We start from the raw sequence: 16827 nt of genomic DNA, 5'->3' as shown, positions 1-16827 counted from the left end.
CTGCGTCAGACTTCCAGGACGTGAACCAGACAGATCGGCTTCTTGCCCCATTGCTCATTGACCGCCGAACGCACCGCCCGCCGGACGGATTCTGCCGCTGCGTCCGGATCGCGTCGGCGCGCCCGCGGCAGCCCTTCGAAGGTCGAAACGACAGCATCGAAGACGATGTCGTCCATCTCCTCGCCCGCCGCATTCTTCTCGGGGATGCCGACCATGTCGACTTCCGGATCGTCGGCCAGCTCGCCCTTCTCGGTGATGGCGAGCGCCACGAAGATGCAGCCGGCAAAGGCCATCTTGCGACGCTCGACCACGGCGCGCGACTTCGAATCCTCGACGATGCTGCCGTCCTTGTAGAGGCGCCCTGCCGGCAGCTGGTCGATGATTCCGGGATCGCCGGGACCGAGCTTGACGAGATCGCCGTTGCGGCAGGTGATCACCTTGGGCACGCCGCAGGCGCGCGCCAGCCGCGCATGCTCGTGGAGATGCAGCGCCTCGCCATGGACGGGGATCAAGAGCTGCGGCCGCGTCCACGCGATCATGTCGCGCAGCTCGTCGCGGCGCGGATGGCCGGAGACATGAACCAGATGATTGCGGTCGGTGATGATCTCGATACCCTGCTGCACCAGCCCGTTGATGACGGCACCGACCGCCTTCTCGTTGCCGGGGATGGTGCGCGACGAGAAGATGACAGTGTCGCCCTTGTTCAAGGTGACCAGCGGATGATCGTCATTGGCGATGCGCGAGAGCGCGGCGCGCGGCTCGCCCTGGCTGCCCGTGCACAGCGCGAGCACCTTGTCGGCCGGGAAATGGCCGTAGAGATCCATGCCGCGGAAGTTCTGCACGCCATCGAGATAACCGGTCTCGCGCGCGACCTGGACCACGCGCTCCATGGCGCGGCCGACGATGACGACCTCGCGCTCGGCCGCGCGCGCCGCTTCGGCGACGGCGCGGATACGCGCGACGTTGGAGGCGAAGGTGGTCACGGCCACGCGGCCGCGCGCCTCCTTGACCAGGGTCGTAATCGTCTTGGCAACCTCGGCCTCCGACGGCGAGCGTCCCTCGCGCACCGCGTTGGTGGAATCCCCGATCAAGGCGAGAAGTCCGGCGTCGCCGAGCTCGCGCAGCCGCTTCTCATCCGTCGGCGCGCCCAACACCGGCGTCGGATCGATCTTCCAGTCACCGGTGTGCAGGACGGTGCCGACCTCGGTGTGGATCGCCAGCGCGTGCGATTCAGGGATCGAATGCGCGACCGGAATGAACTCGACGTTGAACGGACCGATGTCGACGCGGCCGCCGGAGGGGATCACCTTGACCGGGATCTTGGCCGGAAGCCGTTCGGCCTCGCACTTGGCCTCGAACAGCGCGGCGCTGAACTTGGTCGCGTAGATCGGGCATTTCAGCCGCGGCCACAGATCGATGATGGCGCCGAAATGGTCCTCATGCGCGTGGGTCAGCACGAGGCCGACCAGGTTGTTGCGCTCCTTCTCCAGGAAGGCGACGTCGGGCATGATCAGGTCGATGCCCGGCAGATGCTCCTCATCACCGAAGGAGACGCCAAGATCGATCGCGAGCCACGAGCGCTGGTGGCGATTGCCGAGCCCGTAGATCGACAGGTTCATGCCGATCTCGCCGACACCTCCGAGCGGCGCAAATGTCAGTTCGTCGGGACGTGCCATCTAGACCGCTCCTTTGGATGCGACCGAGCCGAAATGAACATCACCGGCCGTGATCGGCTCCAATCGTCCCTCCGCGGTCCGCACCAGCATACAACCCTGTTCGTCGATCGTGTCGAAAATCCCCTCGATGATAGCATGTCCGGACCTGATGGCGACCGGCTGGCCGAGGCCTGCCGCCCGCTCCAGCCAGAGCCGTCGGATGTCACCGAAGCCCCGCCCCTCGTTCCAGATGCCGAAATATTCGACCCAGGCATCCGACAGCGCCGAGAACAGGTCCTCGGCGGTCACCTGGATGCCGAGGCCCGCCAACGATACCGCCGGTGTCGGGGTATCCGGCGGCGCCGCCACCACGTTGGTTCCGATGCCGGCAACCACCGCCAATCCGCCAGCCACCTGCTCCGCCTCGAGCAGCATGCCGACGATCTTGCGACCGTCAACGAGAACGTCGTTCGGCCATTTCAGCGCAAATGACGCGTGTGCTCCGGACCGCAGCGCAGCCTCGATGCTCACCTGGCGCAACGCGCTCTCGATGGAGAGGCCTGCGGCAAAGCCGAGTGTGGCTGCGATCGCAGGAGCCACGTTCAGCACTTCCAGCACGCTCGAGGCCAGATTGCCACGCGGGGCGATCCACGGACGCTGGCGCCGGCCGCGCCCGGCCGTCTGCTCCGATGTGACGAACCAGCATGACGCCCTGCCGCCCTCTCGGGCCGACTTCAGCGCCTCGACATTGGTCGAGCCGGTCTGGTCGAACGTGACGAGTCCGTAGCCAGCCTTGGCGGCCTGGGACCCTAGCGCAAACGTCATCTAGAACAGCGATTTCGCCGCGGCCGCGGCCGCGCTGACGAGCGGGCCGGGATAGGCGAAGAACAGGATGTTGAAGACGCCGGAGATCGCGAGCACGGTGCGCAGCTCGATCCTGACCGGATCGAGCGTCGGCAGCGGCTCGTCGAAATACATCGTCTTGACGATCAGCAGATAATAGTAGGCGCCGACCACGCTGGTAAGGACGCCGATCACCGACAGTGTGAACAGCCCGCCCTTGATCGCGGCAACGAACACGTACCATTTGGCGAAGAAGCCCGCGAGCGGAGGAACGCCGGCCAGCGAGAACAGCAGCATCGCGAAGAAGAAGGCGAGCAGCGGATTGGTGCGCGAAAGTCCCGAAAAATCGCTGATCTTCTCGAACGACTGGCCGTTGCGCTTGATCGCCATGATCACGGCGAAGGAGCCGAGCGTCATCGCGACGTAGATCGCGATGTAGGTCAGCACGCCCTGCGCGCCCTCGACCGTACCGGCGGCGAGACCGACCAGCGCGAAGCCCATGTGGCCGATCGACGAATAGGCCATCAGGCGCTTGATGTTGGTCTGGCCGATCGCGGCGAACGAGCCGAGCGCCATCGAGGCGATCGAGACGAACACGATGATCTGCTGCCATTGGAAGGTGATGCCGGGGAACGCGGTCAGCGCGACGCGCGCGAACACGGCCATCGCCGCGACCTTGGGCGCGGAGGCGAAGAACGCCGTCACCGGCGTCGGCGCGCCTTCATAGACGTCCGGCGTCCACATGTGGAACGGCACCGCCGAGACCTTGAAGCACATGCCGGCAAACAGGAACACCAGGCCAAATATGATGCCGACGCTGCCGCTCTTCGTCGCCGCTGCGATCCCGGCAAAGCTCACCGTGCCGGTGAAGCCGTAGATCAGCGAGGCGCCGTAGAGCAGCATGCCGGAGGACAGCGCGCCCAGCACGAAGTACTTCAGGCCGGCCTCTGTCGACTTGACGTTGTCACGATGGCTGGCCGCGACAACGTAGAGCGCGAGCGACATCAGCTCGAGACCGAGGTAGAGCGTGATCAGGTCGCCGGCCGAGATCAGCACCAGCATGCCCAAGGTCGAGAGCAGCACCAGGATCGCATATTCGAAGATGCGGCGGTCCGGCGCCGACAGGAATTCGACCGACATGATCAGCGTCGCGATCGAGCCGATCAGCGCCAGGATCTTCAGGAAGCGCGCGTAGCTGTCAGCGATGAAGCTGCCGCCGAACGCCTGGCCGCCCGGCTGCCTGAGCACCAGGATGCCGACCACGATCAGCAGAGCGACCGCCAGCCAGGTGACGAGCCCCGTCGTCCCCTGCCCGCGAAACGCGCCCAGCATCAACAGCGCCATGGCCCCCACGGCCAACAGCAGCTCCGGCAACACCACCCAAAGCTGAGGCCCAAGATTCTCGATCATCGTCTGTGTCCCGACCCCTCAAGGTCTCATCATTGGAGCAGCGCGGCGGCCTTCACGGCCGTCACGGCGGTATTGTAGTTGTTGACGAGCTGCTGCACCGACGCCGCCGACATATCGAGGATCGGCTTCGGATAAACGCCGAACAGGATGGTCAGCGCCACCAGCGGAAACAGGATCACGCCCTCACGCAGGGTGAGATCCTTGATGCTGGCCAGCGACGGCTTGGTCAGCGCACCGAACACCACCTTGCGGTAGAGCCACAGCGCGTAGGCCGCCGAGAGGATGACGCCGAAGGTCGCGAAGAACGCGGTCGGGATCGACACCTTGAAAGTGCCGAGCAGGGTCATGAACTCGCCGACGAAGCCGGAGGTGCCGGGCAGGCCGACATTGGCCATGGTGAACACCATGAACACCAGCGCATAGACCGGCATCCGGTTGACGAGGCCGCCATAGGCCGCGATCTCGCGGGTGTGCATCCGGTCGTAGACGATACCGACGCAGAGGAACAGCGCGCCCGAGACGATGCCGTGGGAGATCATCTGGAACACGCCCCCGGCCACGCCCTGCATGGTGCCGGCGAAGATGCCCATCGTGACGAAGCCCATATGCGCCACCGACGAATAGGCAATGAGCTTCTTGATGTCCTCCTGCATCAGCGCGACCAGCGAGGTGTAGATGATCGCGATCGCCGAGAGCGTAAAGACCAGCGGCGCGAAGTCGTGCGACGCCAGCGGAAACATCGGCAGCGAGAAGCGCAGGAAGCCGTAGCCGCCCATCTTCAGCAGGATCGCGGCGAGAATCACCGAGCCCGCGGTGGGCGCCTCGACGTGCGCATCCGGCAGCCAGGTGTGAACCGGCCACATCGGCATCTTCACCGCGAAGGAGGCGAAGAAGGCAAGCCATGCCCAGGTCTGCAAGGAGCGCGGCACCGCCGTATGCATCAAGGTCGGAATGTCGGTCGTGCCGGCGTTCCAGTACAGCGCCATGATGGCGAGCAGCATCAGGACCGAGCCGAGCAGCGTGTAGAGGAAGAACTTGAACGAGGCGTAGACCCGGCGCGGACCGCCCCAGACCCCGATGATCAGGAACATCGGAATCAGGCCGCCCTCGAAGAACAGATAGAACAGAACGAGGTCGAGCGCGGAGAACGTGCCAACCATCAGCGTTTCCAGGATCAGGAACGCCATCATGTATTCGCGCAGCCGGTTGGTGACCGACTTCCAGCTCGCGATGATGCAGAACGGCATCAAAGCGGTGGTCAGGATCACGAACGGCAGCGAGATGCCGTCGACGCCCATGTGATAGCTGATGCCGGCCGCCAGCCAGTTCGACTTCTCGACGAATTGGAAGTCGGTCTGTGCCGAATCGAAGCGCAGCACCAGGATCACCGACACCGCGAAGGTGATCAGCGTGGTCCACAGCGCGATCCAGCGCGCGTTGCGCCGGGCCGCCTCGTCGTCGCCGCGCACCAGATAGATCAGCAGCGCGCCGACGATGGGCAGGAAGGTGACGACAGAGAGAATTGGCCAGGTGGTCATTGCTGGCCCCCCATGAACATGAACCAGGTGATCAGGCCGGCGACGCCGATCAGCATGGCAAAGGCATAGTGATAGAGATATCCGGTCTGGATCTTGACGACGTTGCGCGTGATGTCGAGCACCCGCGCCGAGACACCATCCGGACCGAACCCGTCGATGACGAAGCCGTCGCCCTTCTTCCAGAGGAAGCGGCCGAGCCACTTCGCAGGACGGACGAAGATCAAATCATACAGCTCGTCGAAGTACCACTTGTTGAGCAGGAACTTGTAGAGCAGCGGCTGCTGGGCCGCCAGCTCCTCCGGGATGTCCGGACGACTAATGTAGAAGAAGTAGGACACCGCAAAGCCCAGCACCATCATGATGAACGGCAGTTGAGCGAGCCAGAACGGCATATGCTCCATGTCCTCCAGGATGTGCGGGTTCATCTTCAGCGACTCGCCGAAGAAATGCTCGACACCGTGGGGATCGGTGAACACGCCCTTGAACGGGAGGCCGGCCAGAATCGAGCCTGCCGCGAGCACGCCGATCGGGATCAGCATCCAGATCGGGCTCTCATGTGCGGCATCGTAGTGGTGCTGGTCGTGCGGCGTGCCGAAGAAGGTCTTGAACACCAGGCGCCAGGAATAGAACGAGGTCAGGCCGGCGGCGACAATGGTGAGGAAATACGCGTAGGTCGCGAACGGATTGTGCGCGGCATAAGCGGCCTCGATGATCGCGTCCTTGGAGAAGAAGCCTGCGAAGCCGGGGAAGCCGGTCAACGCCAGCGTGCCGACCGTCATCACCGCGAAGGTGTACGGGATCTTGCGCCACAGGCCGCCCATGTTGCGGATGTCCTGCTCGTGATGCATCGCGTAGATCACCGAGCCGGACCCTAAGAACAGCAAGGCCTTGAAGAAGGCGTGCGTGAACAGGTGGAACATGCCGACCGAGTAGGCCCCTGCTCCCATCGCCACGAACATGTAGCCGAGCTGTGAGCAGGTCGAGTACGCGACGATGCGCTTGATGTCGTTCTGCACGAGGCCGACGGTCGCGGCGAAGAACGCGGTGGTGGCGCCGAAGAACATCACCACGGCCTGCGCGTTCGGCGCCAGCTCGAACAGCGGCGACAGGCGCGCCACCATGAACACGCCGGCGGTGACCATGGTCGCGGCGTGGATCAGCGCCGAAACCGGGGTCGGACCTTCCATCGCGTCCGGCAACCAGGTGTGCAGCAGGAACTGCGCCGACTTGCCCATCGCGCCCATGAACAGCAGCAGGCAGGTCAGCGTCAGCGCGTCGGCATGCCAGCCGAGGAAGTTGATGGTCTTGCCGGCAAAGCTCGGCGCGGCGGCGAAGATGGTCTCGAAGTCGGTCGACTTCGCCAACAGGAACACGGCGAAGATGCCGAGCGCAAAGCCGAAATCGCCGACGCGGTTGACGACGAAGGCCTTGATGGCGGCAGCGTTGGCCGACGGCTTCTGGAACCAGAAGCCGATCAGCAGGTAGCTGGCGAGACCGACGCCCTCCCAGCCGAAGAACAGCTGCACGAGGTTGTTCGCCGTCACCAGCATCAGCATCGCGAAGGTGAACAGGCTGAGATAGGCGAAGAAACGCGGACGGTTCGGATCCTCGTCCATGTAGCCGATCGAATAGAGATGCACGAGCGAGGACACGCTGGTCACGACGACGAGCATCACCGCCGTCAGCGTATCGACGCGCAGCGCCCAGGAGACCTGCAGCTCGCCGGAATTGATCCAGGGCAGCAGCTCCTTGACCCCGGCCTCATGATGCATGAAGCCGACGCTGATCAGCATCGCCCAGGATAGGCCGGCCGACACGAACAACAGCGCCGTCGTGATTACCTGCGCGGCCCAGGTGCCGGCCGCGGGCGGCTCGGCGACATGATGGTCATCGTGCCCATGGCCGTGATCGTCATGTGCCTGCGCGTCGGCGGCGCCGTGGTGATGGCCGTCGTCGTGATGATGCTCGACCACATCGCCGCTCGGATGGCGCGCATGCGCCCCGAGCAGCGCGATCAGGCCGGCCAGGATCGCACCCAGCAGCGGCAGAAAGACAATGGCCTGGATCATTCGCCCGTTCCCTTACGCATGACCTTGCCGGCGAGCCGGCCCCCATCTGTGCGGATCATGCGCCCTTAGCCCTTCATCATATTGACGTCTTCAACCGCGATCGAGCCGCGGTTGCGGAAGTAGACCACCAGCACGGCAAGGCCGATCGCGGCTTCCGCCGCCGCAACTGTCAAAACCAACAGCGCGAACACCTGCCCGACGATGTCGCCCAGGAAGGTCGAGAACGCCACCAGGTTGATGTTGACCGCGAGCAGGATCAGCTCGACCGACATCAGGATGACGATGATGTTCTTGCGGTTCAGGAAGATGCCGAGGATGCCCAGCGTGAACAGCATCGCCGCGACGGCGAGGTAGTGTCCCAATCCGATGGTCATTTCACCCACTCCGCGGCGTCCGTATCCTGCAGCCCCTGCCCGACCGCGACCTTGCGGACCGCCATCGCCATCTCCGGCGTGCGCGCGTTCTGGACGTTGATGTCCTGACGCTTGACGCTCGCCTTGTGGCGCAGGGTCAGCACGATCGCGCCGATCATCGCTACCAGCAGGATCATGCCGGAGAGCTGGAAGTAATGGATGTACTTCGTATAAAGCACGAGGCCGAGCGCCTCGGTGTTGGTGACGTTGGTCGGGATCGCCGCGGTGATCGCCTTCGGCGTCGAGGGGTTGATGACCCAGTACGACACCGTGAGCAGCAGCTCGAACAGGAAGATGCCGCCGATGACGAGGCCGATCGGCATGTACTGCAGGAAGCCCTCGCGCAGCTCGGTGAAGTCGACGTCGAGCATCATGATCACGAACAGGAACAGCACCGCGACCGCGCCGACATAGACGACGACCAGGATCATCGCCAGGAATTCGGCGCCCATCAGCACGAACAGGCCGGAGGCGTTGACGAAGGCGAGGATCAGATAGAGCACCGAGTGAACGGGGTTCTTCGAGATGATGACCATCACCGCGGAGGCCACGCAGACCGCCGCGAACAGGTAGAAGAAGAGCGCAGGAAGGATCATGCGAGGCTCCCGCGGTTCGCGACAAATCGGGCGGCTGATGACGCTGCGTTCCCTCCCCCCTTGTGGGGGAGGGTTAGGGAGGGGGGTAAGCCGCGAGTCCAGAGTGCGGGGCTTACCCCCCTCTCCACCTCTCCCCCACAAGGGGGGAGAGAGCCGACTGCCGTCGCGGCGGGAATGTGCATCCAAATGTCCACGATTACACCCTCAGCGGTACGGCGCGTCGAGCGCGATGGCTTTGGAGATCTCGCGCTCCCAGCGGTCGCCGTTCGCGAGCAGCTTGGCCTTGTCATAGTACAGCTCCTCGCGGGTCTCGGTCGCGAACTCGAAGTTTGGTCCCTCGACGATGGCGTCGACCGGGCAGGCCTCCTGGCACAGGCCGCAATAGATGCACTTCACCATGTCGATGTCGTAGCGCACCGTGCGGCGGGTGCCGTCGTTGCGACGCGGGCCGGCCTCGATGGTAATCGCCTGCGCAGGGCAGACGGCCTCGCAGAGCTTGCAGGCAATGCAGCGCTCCTCGCCATTGGGATAGCGGCGCAGCGCGTGCTCGCCGCGGAAGCGCGGCGAGATCGGGCCCTTCTCGAACGGATAGTTCAGGGTCGGCTTGGGCTGAAAGAAGTAACGCATCGCGAGGAAGAACGCCGAGACGAACTCCTGCAGCAGCAGCGACCGTGCGGTGGCGGAAATGTTCATGACAGCCTCATTTCGGCGCGATGCCGGCGAAGTGCAGCACGCCCGCGACGATCACCACCATGGCCAGCGACAGCGGCAGGAACACTTTCCAGCCCAGTCGCATCAACTGGTCGTAGCGGTAGCGCGGCACGATCGCTTTCGCCATCGCGATCAGGAAGAACATGAAGAACAGCTTGAGCGAGAACCAGATGACGCCCGGCACCCAGTTGAACGGCGGCAGGTCGATCGGCGGCAGCCAGCCGCCCAAAAACAGGATCGTCGCCAGCGCACACATCGTGGTGATCGCGACATACTCGCCGAGCATGAACAGCAGGTACGGCGTCGAGCCGTATTCCACCATGAAGCCGGCGACGAGCTCCGATTCCGCCTCCACCAGATCGAACGGCGGACGGTTGGTCTCGGCCAGCGCCGAGACGTAGAACACCACGAACATCGGGAACAGCGGCCAGACGTACCAGTTCAGGATCGTCAACTGCGGCAGGCCGATCAGGCTGGCGAGACCGCGCGCATGCTGCGCCTCGACCACCGCTGAGAGATTCAGGGTGCCGGCGCAGAGCAGCACCGTGATGATCACGAAGCCGATCGAGACCTCGTAGGAGACCATCTGCGCCGCCGAACGCAGCGCCGCCAGGAACGGGTACTTCGAGTTCGACGACCAGCCGGCCATGATGATGCCGTAGATCGACAGCGACGAGATCGCGAAGATGAAAAGGATGCCGACATTGATGTCGGCGATCGCCCAACCGAGATTGGTCGGGATCACCGCCCAGGCCGCCAGCGCCAAAACGCAGGAGACCAGCGGCGCCAGCAGGAACACGCCCTTGTTGGCGCCGGCCGGAATGATCGGCTCCTTGAGCACGAACTTGAGCAGGTCGGCGAAGGACTGGAACAGCCCCCAGGGGCCGACCACGTTGGGACCGCGCCGGATCTGCACCGCCGCCCAGATCTTGCGGTCAGCCAGCAGGATGTAGGCGATCGCCACCAGAAGAAGGACGAGCAGCAGGACGCTCTCCGCGACCATGATGATCAGCGGCCAGAGAAAGCCGGTCCAGAACGAGCTAGCAAAGAAATCAGCCATCAGGTCACGCTCACTCCGCTGCCGTCAGCATCTGCCCGGAGGCCAGGCGGGAGCATTCCGCCATGACCGCCGATGCGCGCGCGATCGGGTTGGTGAGATAGAAGTCGTCGATCAGCGGCTTGAACGGCGCCTTCTCGAGGTTGCCGCCCTTGCCCGCCAGGGTCTTGATGTCGGCGATCTTGCCCGCCTCGATCTGGTCGATGCGGCCGAGATGCGGCACGGCCTTGATGATCGCAGCGCGCAGAGCGGCCAGCGAGTCGTAGCCAAGCTTCTTGCCGAGCACGTCGGACAGCGCGCGGATGATCGCCCAGTCCTCGCGTGCCTCGCCCGGCGGGAACGACGCCCGGCCGGCCATCTGCACCCGGCCCTCGGTGTTGACGTAGAGGCCCGACTTCTCGGTATAGGCCGCACCCGGCAGGATCACGTCGGCGCGATGCGCGCCGCGGTCGCCATGGGTGCCGATGTAGACGACGAAGACGCCCTCGGGCACCTCGACCTCGTCGGCGCCGAGCAGGACCATCACGTCCATGGTGCCGAACGTCGTCATCTGCGCGGCCGTGAGGCCGGTGCCGTTGAAGCCGATGTCGAGGGCGCCGACCCGCGACGCCGTATCGTGCAGCACCGCAAAACCGTTCCAGTCGTCGCGCACGGCGTTGACGTCCATCGCGATCTTGGCGGCCAGCGACAGGATCGCCGCACCGTCGTGGCGCGCGGCGGCGCCGGCGCCGACCAGCACGATGGGGTTCTTGGCGTTACGGAAGGTGGTCGCGAACGAATGCTTGCCGGCAGCGACGTCGCTCAGGGAGTCGGTGCCGGCGCCGATGTGCTCGTACGCATAGGTCAGATCGGCCTTGGGACCGACGACGCCGACTTTGAGCTGACCTGAGCGCCAACGCTTGCGGATGCGGGCGTTGAGCACAGCCGCTTCCTTGCGCGGATTGGCACCGACGATCAGGATCGCATCGGCCTGCTCGATGCCGGCGATGGTCGGATTGAACAGGTAGGACGCACGGCCGAGCTTGGCATCGAAGCTGTCCCCGCCCTGCACCGCGACATTGGTCGAGCCGAGCTTTGCGAGCAGATCCTTGAGCGCGTACATCTCCTCGACTGCGGCGAGATCGCCGGCAATCGCGCCGATGCGCTTGCCGTCGATGCGCGACAGCTTGGTCGCGATCGTCTTGAACGCCTCGGACCAGGAGGCCGGGCGCAGCTTGCCATCCTCGCGGACATAAGGACGATCGAGCCGCTGCGTCCGCAGGCCGTCGACGACGTGCCGCGTCTTGTCCGAGATCCACTCCTCGTTCACGGCATCGTTGATGCGCGGCAGGATGCGCATCACCTCGCGGCCGCGGGTGTCGACCCGGATCGCCGAGCCGAGCCCATCCATGACGTCGATCGACTGCGTCTTGCCGAGCTCCCAAGGGCGTGCGGCGAAGGCGTAGGGCTTCGAGGTCAGCGCACCGACCGGGCAGATATCGACCAGATTGCCCTGCAGCTCCGAGCTCAGCGCCTGCTCCAGATAGGTCGTGATCTCCATATCCTCGCCACGGCCGATCGCGCCCATCTCCGGCACGCCGCAGACCTCCGCCGAGAAGCGGACGCAGCGCGTGCACTGGATGCAGCGGTTCATCGAGGTCTTGACCAGCGCGCCGAGGTACTTGTCCTCGACCGCGCGCTTGTTCTCGGCGAAGCGGCTGGTGTCGACACCATAGCCCATCGCCTGGTCTTGCAGGTCGCACTCGCCGCCCTGGTCGCAGATCGGGCAGTCGAGCGGATGGTTGATCAGAAGGAATTCCATCACGCCTTCGCGTGCCTTCTTGACCATCGGCGACCGGGTCGAAATTTCCGGCGGCTCGCCCTTCGGGCCCGGCCGGCAATCGCGCACGCCCCAGGCGCAGCTCGCGACCGGTTTCGGTCCGCCCTTCACCTCGACGAGGCACATCCGGCAGTTGCCGGCGATCGACAGCCGCTCGTGATAGCAGAAGCGCGGGATCTCGGCGCCTGCCGCCTCGCACGCCTGCAGCAGCGTGTACTCCGGCGGCACATCGATCTCTTTGCCATCGATGATGATCTTGGTCATTGCCTCACATCTCTCTCAAACCACGAGCCACCGCGCCGTCGCGCACCGTGAAGGCGCGACAGGCGCGAAGGAAAACCTTGCTGGCAGGTCGGCCTGCCATCGCCTACTCCGCCGCCACCATGTGCGCGGGATCGCGCACGCCGACGTCGTCGACATCGGCCTTGTGCGAATACTGGTCGATCCGCGCTTCGATCTCGTGACGGAAATGCGTGATCAGGCCCTGGATCGGCCACGCCGCGGCGTCACCCAGCGCACAGATCGTGTGCCCCTCGATCTGCTTGGTGACCTCGAGCAGCATGTCGATCTCGCGCTTGTGCGCCCGGCCCTCGGCCATGCGGGTCAGCACGCGCCACATCCAGCCGGTGCCCTCGCGGCACGGCGTGCACTGGCCGCAGCTCTCGTGCTTGTAGAAGTAGGAGATGCGCGCGATCGCCCGGATCAGGTCGGTCGACTTGTCCATCACGATCACGGCCGCGGTGCCGAGGCCGGAGCGCAGCTTCGACAGGCTGTCGAAATCCATCGGCGTATCGATGATCTGGTCGGCCGGCACCATGCGCACGGACGAGCCGCCGGGGATGACCGCCTTCAGATTGTCCCAGCCGCCACGGATGCCGCCGCAATGCTTCTCGATCAGCTCGCGGAACGGGATGCCCATCGCCTCTTCGACGTTGCAGGGCCGCTCGACGTGACCGGAGATGCAGAACAGTTTTGTGCCGACATTGTTCGGACGGCCGATGCCGGCAAACCACGCCGCACCGCGGCGCAGGATGGTCGGCGCCGCCGCGATCGACTCGACGTTGTTGACCGTGGTCGGGCAGCCATAGAGGCCGACATTGGCCGGGAATGGCGGCTTCAGCCGCGGCTGGCCCTTCTTGCCCTCGAGGCTCTCCAGCAGCGCGGTCTCCTCGCCGCAGATATAGGCGCCGGCGCCGTGGGCGACGTAGACATCGAACGGCCAGCCGTGGATGTTGTTCTTGCCGATCAGGTTGGCCTCATAAGCCTGGTCGATCGCCGCCTGCAGCCGCTCGCGCTCGCGGATGAACTCGCCGCGCACATAGATGTAGCAGGCATGCGCATTCATCGCGAAGCTGGCGAGCAGACAGCCCTCGACGAGATGATGCGGATCATGCCGCATGATCTCGCGATCCTTGCAGGTGCCGGGCTCGGACTCGTCGGCGTTGACCACGAGATAGCTCGGCCGGCCGTCGGTCGATTCCTTCGGCATGAACGACCATTTCAGGCCGGTCGGGAAGCCGGCGCCGCCGCGGCCGCGCAGGCCCGACGCCTTCATCTCGTTGATGATCCAGTCGCGGCCCTTCTCGATCAGCGCCTTGGTGCCGTCCCAGCTGCCGCGCCGGCGTGCGCCTTCAAGGCCCCAATCGTGCAGGCCATAGAGGTTGGTGAAGATGCGGTCCTTGTCGTCGAGCATGATCAGACGGCTTCCTCGGATGTCAGCGGTTCGACTGCATGGTGGCGATGAAGGCGGCGCAGCCGCCGAACACCAGCGCCCACAGCAGACTGGACTCCAGCGTCGCGTTGAGCGCGAACCGCTGCAGCACGAAAATGAAAGCAGCGGCCGCGAGTGTATGCAGCGCCACGTAGCGCCAGTTCTTCATCGCGGCGCCCTCTTGGCTCAGGGCCGCAACGCGGGTGCGCTTGCGGCTCATGTCTTTTCCTTCAACGTGGTCGGACCGCCGGCGGGCGCCGAGAACTGGCGGCCGTTCTGCGGACCAGGCGTCGGCAGGTTGCCGGTCGCGAAGCCGTCGAGCACCTTGCCGAAGCTCTCCGGCGTCAGGTCCTCATACGTGTCCTTCCAGACCTGCACCATCGGCGCATTCACGCAGGCGCCCAGGCACTCGACCTCTTCCCAGCTGAAGTCGCCATCCTTCGACAGATGGAAGGGGTCGTGATGAATGCGGTGCTTGCAGACCTCGATCAGCTCCTCGGCGCCGCGCAGCCGGCATGGCGTCGTGCCGCAGACCTGGACGTGGGCCTTCTTGCCGACCGGCTGCAGCTGGAACATGGTGTAGAAGGTCGCGACCTCGAGCACGCGGATGTAGGGCATGCCGAGCATGTCGGCGACGACGCGGATCGCAGCTTCGGACACCCAGCCCTCGTTCTGCTCCTGCGCACGCCACAGGATCGCGATCACCGCCGAGGCCTGGCGGCCTTCCGGATATTTCGCGATCTGGGCCTTGGCGAAGGCGAGGTTTTCATCCGTGAACGCAAAGCTCGCGGGCTGGACTTCCTTCGGGGCAAGACGGCGGACGGACATGGCTCTCTAGTCTTTCATTGCATGCGGCGCGCGGCACTTGCATTGAGCGCTGCGACGCGATTCTGCCAGAAGGCACTTGCAGTTCCGAACACGTTATAGCCGACGTGAGCGGACGCCTTGATGCGGTCGAGGATCGACAGCTCGGTCACGATCTCGAAGCGGCCGCTCGCGGGGTCGTAGACCATCAGTTGCATCGGCGTTTCATCGAGGATGTAGCGCGACACCGTATGATTGCGATCCTGGCCGTGCTCCTCGCACAGGACCATGCTGTCGGTCGCAAGCAGCCGCGCCCCACCCTTGATCGCCTCGATCTCGACGCCCTCGACGTCGAGCTTGATCAGGTACTTGCCGGAAGCGGCGACGTTGCCGTCGTCAATGAGGTCATCCAGCGCCATCACCGCCACCTGCTCGCCGCCGGCGGCGCCACCCGCAATGCTGAAGGCCTCGTGCTTGGTGCCGGTCAGATAGGCCGTGCCGCGGCTGGCGCCGATCGCGCGCTTCATCACCTCGAAGCGGCCGCCATTGATCCGGGCGTTGTTGGCGAGCTTGGCGAAGTTCGCCGAGGACGGCTCGATCGCGATCGCCTTGTGCGAGCCGTAGGGCGTGCTCGACACCAGCACCGACCAGTAGCCGTAATTGGCCCCGCCATCGATGAAGGTGTAGTCGACATCGACGGTGCCGAGGAACAGGAGCTCGAGCTCGTCCTCATAGTGATAGTCGCGGTTGAGAAGCTTGCTCCAGTAGCCGTCGCCATAGGGGAACTCGAACACGGCGTCCGGGTTGAGCTTCACCGCAATATCCCGCTCGGGCAGCGCCAAGCGCAGCAGGTTGGCGCAGCGATTGTAACCGCGATGCGAGAAATGCGACGAGATCTTCGAGCCGGTCGACAGCGCCAATGCAGCCGTGCGCTCCCAGAGGTTCGCTCCTTCGAGCGCTCCGGAAGCACGATCGAACTGGATCGGCGCATGGCCCATCAGCGGTCCACCTCTCCGAACACGATGTCGAGCGAGCCGAGAATGGCCGAGACGTCGGCGAGCAGATGGCCGCGGCACAGGAAGTCCATCGCCTGCAGGTGGGCGAAGCCCGGCGCGCGGATCTTGCACTTGTAGGGCTTGTTGGTGCCGTCAGCGACAAGATAGACGCCGAACTCGCCTTTCGGCGCCTCGACTGCCGCATAGATCTCGCCGGCGGGGACGTGCACGCCCTCGGTATAGAGCTTGAAGTGGTGGATCAGCGCTTCCATCGAGCGCTTCATCTCACCGCGGCGCGGCGGCGCGATCTTGTTGTCGGTGATCATCACCGGGCCCTGCCCGTCCGGTGCACGCAGCTTCTGGATGCACTGCTTCATGATACGCACCGACTGGCGCATCTCTTCCATGCGGATCAGATAGCGGTCGTAGCAGTCGCCGTTCTTGCCGATGGGAACGTCGAACTCCATCTCGGCATAGACGTCATAGGGCTGCGACTTGCGCAGGTCCCAGGCCGCGCCAGAGCCGCGCACCATCACGCCGGAGAAGCCCCACTCCCAGGCCTGCTTCAGGGTCACGACGCCGATGTCGACGTTGCGCTGCTTGAAGATGCGGTTGCCGGTAAGGAGCCGGTCGAGATCGTCGACCACCTTCAGGAACGGGCCGCAGAACGCGTCGATGTCGTCGATCAGCTTCGGTGGCAGGTCCTGGTGGACGCCACCGATGCGGAAGTAGTTGGCGTGCATGCGCGAGCCGGAGGCGCGCTCATAGAACACCATCAGCTTCTCGCGCTCCTCGAAGCCCCACAGCGGTGGGGTCAGCGCTCCGACGTCCATCGCCTGCGTGGTGACGTTCAGCAGATGCGACAACAGCCGGCCGATCTCGGAATAAAGCACGCGGATCAGCTGGCCGCGGCGCGGCACCTCGATGCCAAGCAGGCGCTCGGCGGCGAGGCAGAAGGCATGCTCCTGGTTCATCGGCGCGACGTAGTCGAGCCGATCGAAATAGGGCATCGCCTGCATGTAGGTCTTGGTCTCGATCAGCTTCTCGGTGCCGCGATGCAGAAGGCCGATATGCGGATCGACGCGCTCGACCACCTCACCGTCCAGCTCCAGCACAAGGCGCAGCACACCGTGCGCCGCCGGATGCTGCGGGCCAAAGTTGATCGTGAAGTTGCGAAGTGCCGGGCTCTGCTCGTTCATGCTCGCG

15 protein-coding genes are annotated in these 16827 nt (G+C 64.7%); all 15 read right to left on the bottom strand.

Features of this window, described 5'->3' with window-relative positions; genetic code table 11:
• Positions 1–5 precede the first annotated feature (5 nt).
• On the bottom strand, positions 6–1676 hold the full coding sequence (locus QW881_RS15255; RefSeq protein WP_315738261.1) for a ribonuclease J: 1671 nt from the start codon (positions 1674–1676) through the stop codon (positions 6–8).
• Complete coding sequence (locus tag QW881_RS15250; protein ID WP_315756748.1) at positions 1677–2480, bottom strand: biotin--[acetyl-CoA-carboxylase] ligase; 804 nt, start codon at positions 2478–2480, stop codon at positions 1677–1679. It abuts the gene before it with no gap.
• Positions 2481–3908 carry an NADH-quinone oxidoreductase subunit NuoN gene (gene nuoN, locus QW881_RS15245; RefSeq protein WP_315756749.1) on the bottom strand — a complete coding sequence of 476 codons (1428 nt, stop codon included), beginning with the start codon at positions 3906–3908 and terminating at the stop codon, positions 2481–2483.
• A 29-nt stretch (positions 3909–3937) separates the two neighbouring features.
• The gene (locus QW881_RS15240; RefSeq protein WP_315756750.1) at positions 3938–5446 is read right to left on the bottom strand and encodes an NADH-quinone oxidoreductase subunit M; all 1509 of its coding nucleotides are present in this window, start codon (positions 5444–5446) and stop codon (positions 3938–3940) included.
• Entirely contained in the window at positions 5443–7515 is a 2073-nt protein-coding gene (gene nuoL / locus QW881_RS15235; protein WP_315756751.1) for an NADH-quinone oxidoreductase subunit L, read from the bottom strand. Before nuoL ends, QW881_RS15240 begins: the two co-directional genes overlap by 4 nt.
• A 65-nt stretch (positions 7516–7580) precedes the next feature.
• Positions 7581–7889, bottom strand: coding sequence for an NADH-quinone oxidoreductase subunit NuoK (nuoK, locus tag QW881_RS15230; RefSeq protein WP_315711558.1), 309 nt, complete (start codon positions 7887–7889; stop codon positions 7581–7583).
• Entirely contained in the window at positions 7886–8524 is a 639-nt protein-coding gene (locus QW881_RS15225; protein WP_315756752.1) for an NADH-quinone oxidoreductase subunit J, read from the bottom strand. Before QW881_RS15225 ends, nuoK begins: the two co-directional genes overlap by 4 nt.
• A 204-nt stretch (positions 8525–8728) precedes the next feature.
• Complete coding sequence (gene nuoI, locus QW881_RS15220; protein ID WP_006611003.1) at positions 8729–9217, bottom strand: NADH-quinone oxidoreductase subunit NuoI; 489 nt, start codon at positions 9215–9217, stop codon at positions 8729–8731.
• Between the two features lie 7 nt (positions 9218–9224).
• Complete coding sequence (gene nuoH / locus QW881_RS15215) at positions 9225–10295, bottom strand: NADH-quinone oxidoreductase subunit NuoH (protein ID WP_315756753.1); 1071 nt, start codon at positions 10293–10295, stop codon at positions 9225–9227.
• 10 nt (positions 10296–10305) lie between these two features.
• Positions 10306–12375 carry an NADH-quinone oxidoreductase subunit NuoG gene (gene nuoG, locus QW881_RS15210; RefSeq protein ID WP_315756754.1) on the bottom strand — a complete coding sequence of 690 codons (2070 nt, stop codon included), beginning with the start codon at positions 12373–12375 and terminating at the stop codon, positions 10306–10308.
• Between the two features lie 103 nt (positions 12376–12478).
• On the bottom strand, positions 12479–13804 hold the full coding sequence (gene nuoF, locus QW881_RS15205; protein WP_315756755.1) for an NADH-quinone oxidoreductase subunit NuoF: 1326 nt from the start codon (positions 13802–13804) through the stop codon (positions 12479–12481).
• Positions 13805–13826: 22 nt separating this feature from the next.
• On the bottom strand, positions 13827–14042 hold the full coding sequence (locus QW881_RS15200; RefSeq protein WP_315756756.1) for a hypothetical protein: 216 nt from the start codon (positions 14040–14042) through the stop codon (positions 13827–13829).
• Positions 14039–14650 carry an NADH-quinone oxidoreductase subunit NuoE gene (gene nuoE, locus QW881_RS15195; RefSeq protein WP_172109602.1) on the bottom strand — a complete coding sequence of 204 codons (612 nt, stop codon included), beginning with the start codon at positions 14648–14650 and terminating at the stop codon, positions 14039–14041. Before nuoE ends, QW881_RS15200 begins: the two co-directional genes overlap by 4 nt.
• A 14-nt stretch (positions 14651–14664) precedes the next feature.
• Positions 14665–15624 carry an FkbM family methyltransferase gene (locus QW881_RS15190; RefSeq protein WP_315756757.1) on the bottom strand — a complete coding sequence of 320 codons (960 nt, stop codon included), beginning with the start codon at positions 15622–15624 and terminating at the stop codon, positions 14665–14667.
• On the bottom strand, positions 15624–16820 hold the full coding sequence (locus QW881_RS15185; RefSeq protein WP_315756758.1) for an NADH-quinone oxidoreductase subunit D: 1197 nt from the start codon (positions 16818–16820) through the stop codon (positions 15624–15626). Before QW881_RS15185 ends, QW881_RS15190 begins: the two co-directional genes overlap by 1 nt.
• Positions 16821–16827: the final 7 nt, after the last annotated feature.

The sequence above is a fragment of the Bradyrhizobium sp. SZCCHNS3016 genome, from assembly GCF_032484535.1.
Classification (GTDB): domain Bacteria; phylum Pseudomonadota; class Alphaproteobacteria; order Rhizobiales; family Xanthobacteraceae; genus Bradyrhizobium.
The sequence above is the reverse complement of the archived record's forward strand: the minus strand, read 5'-3'. Positions and strand labels throughout refer to the sequence as shown.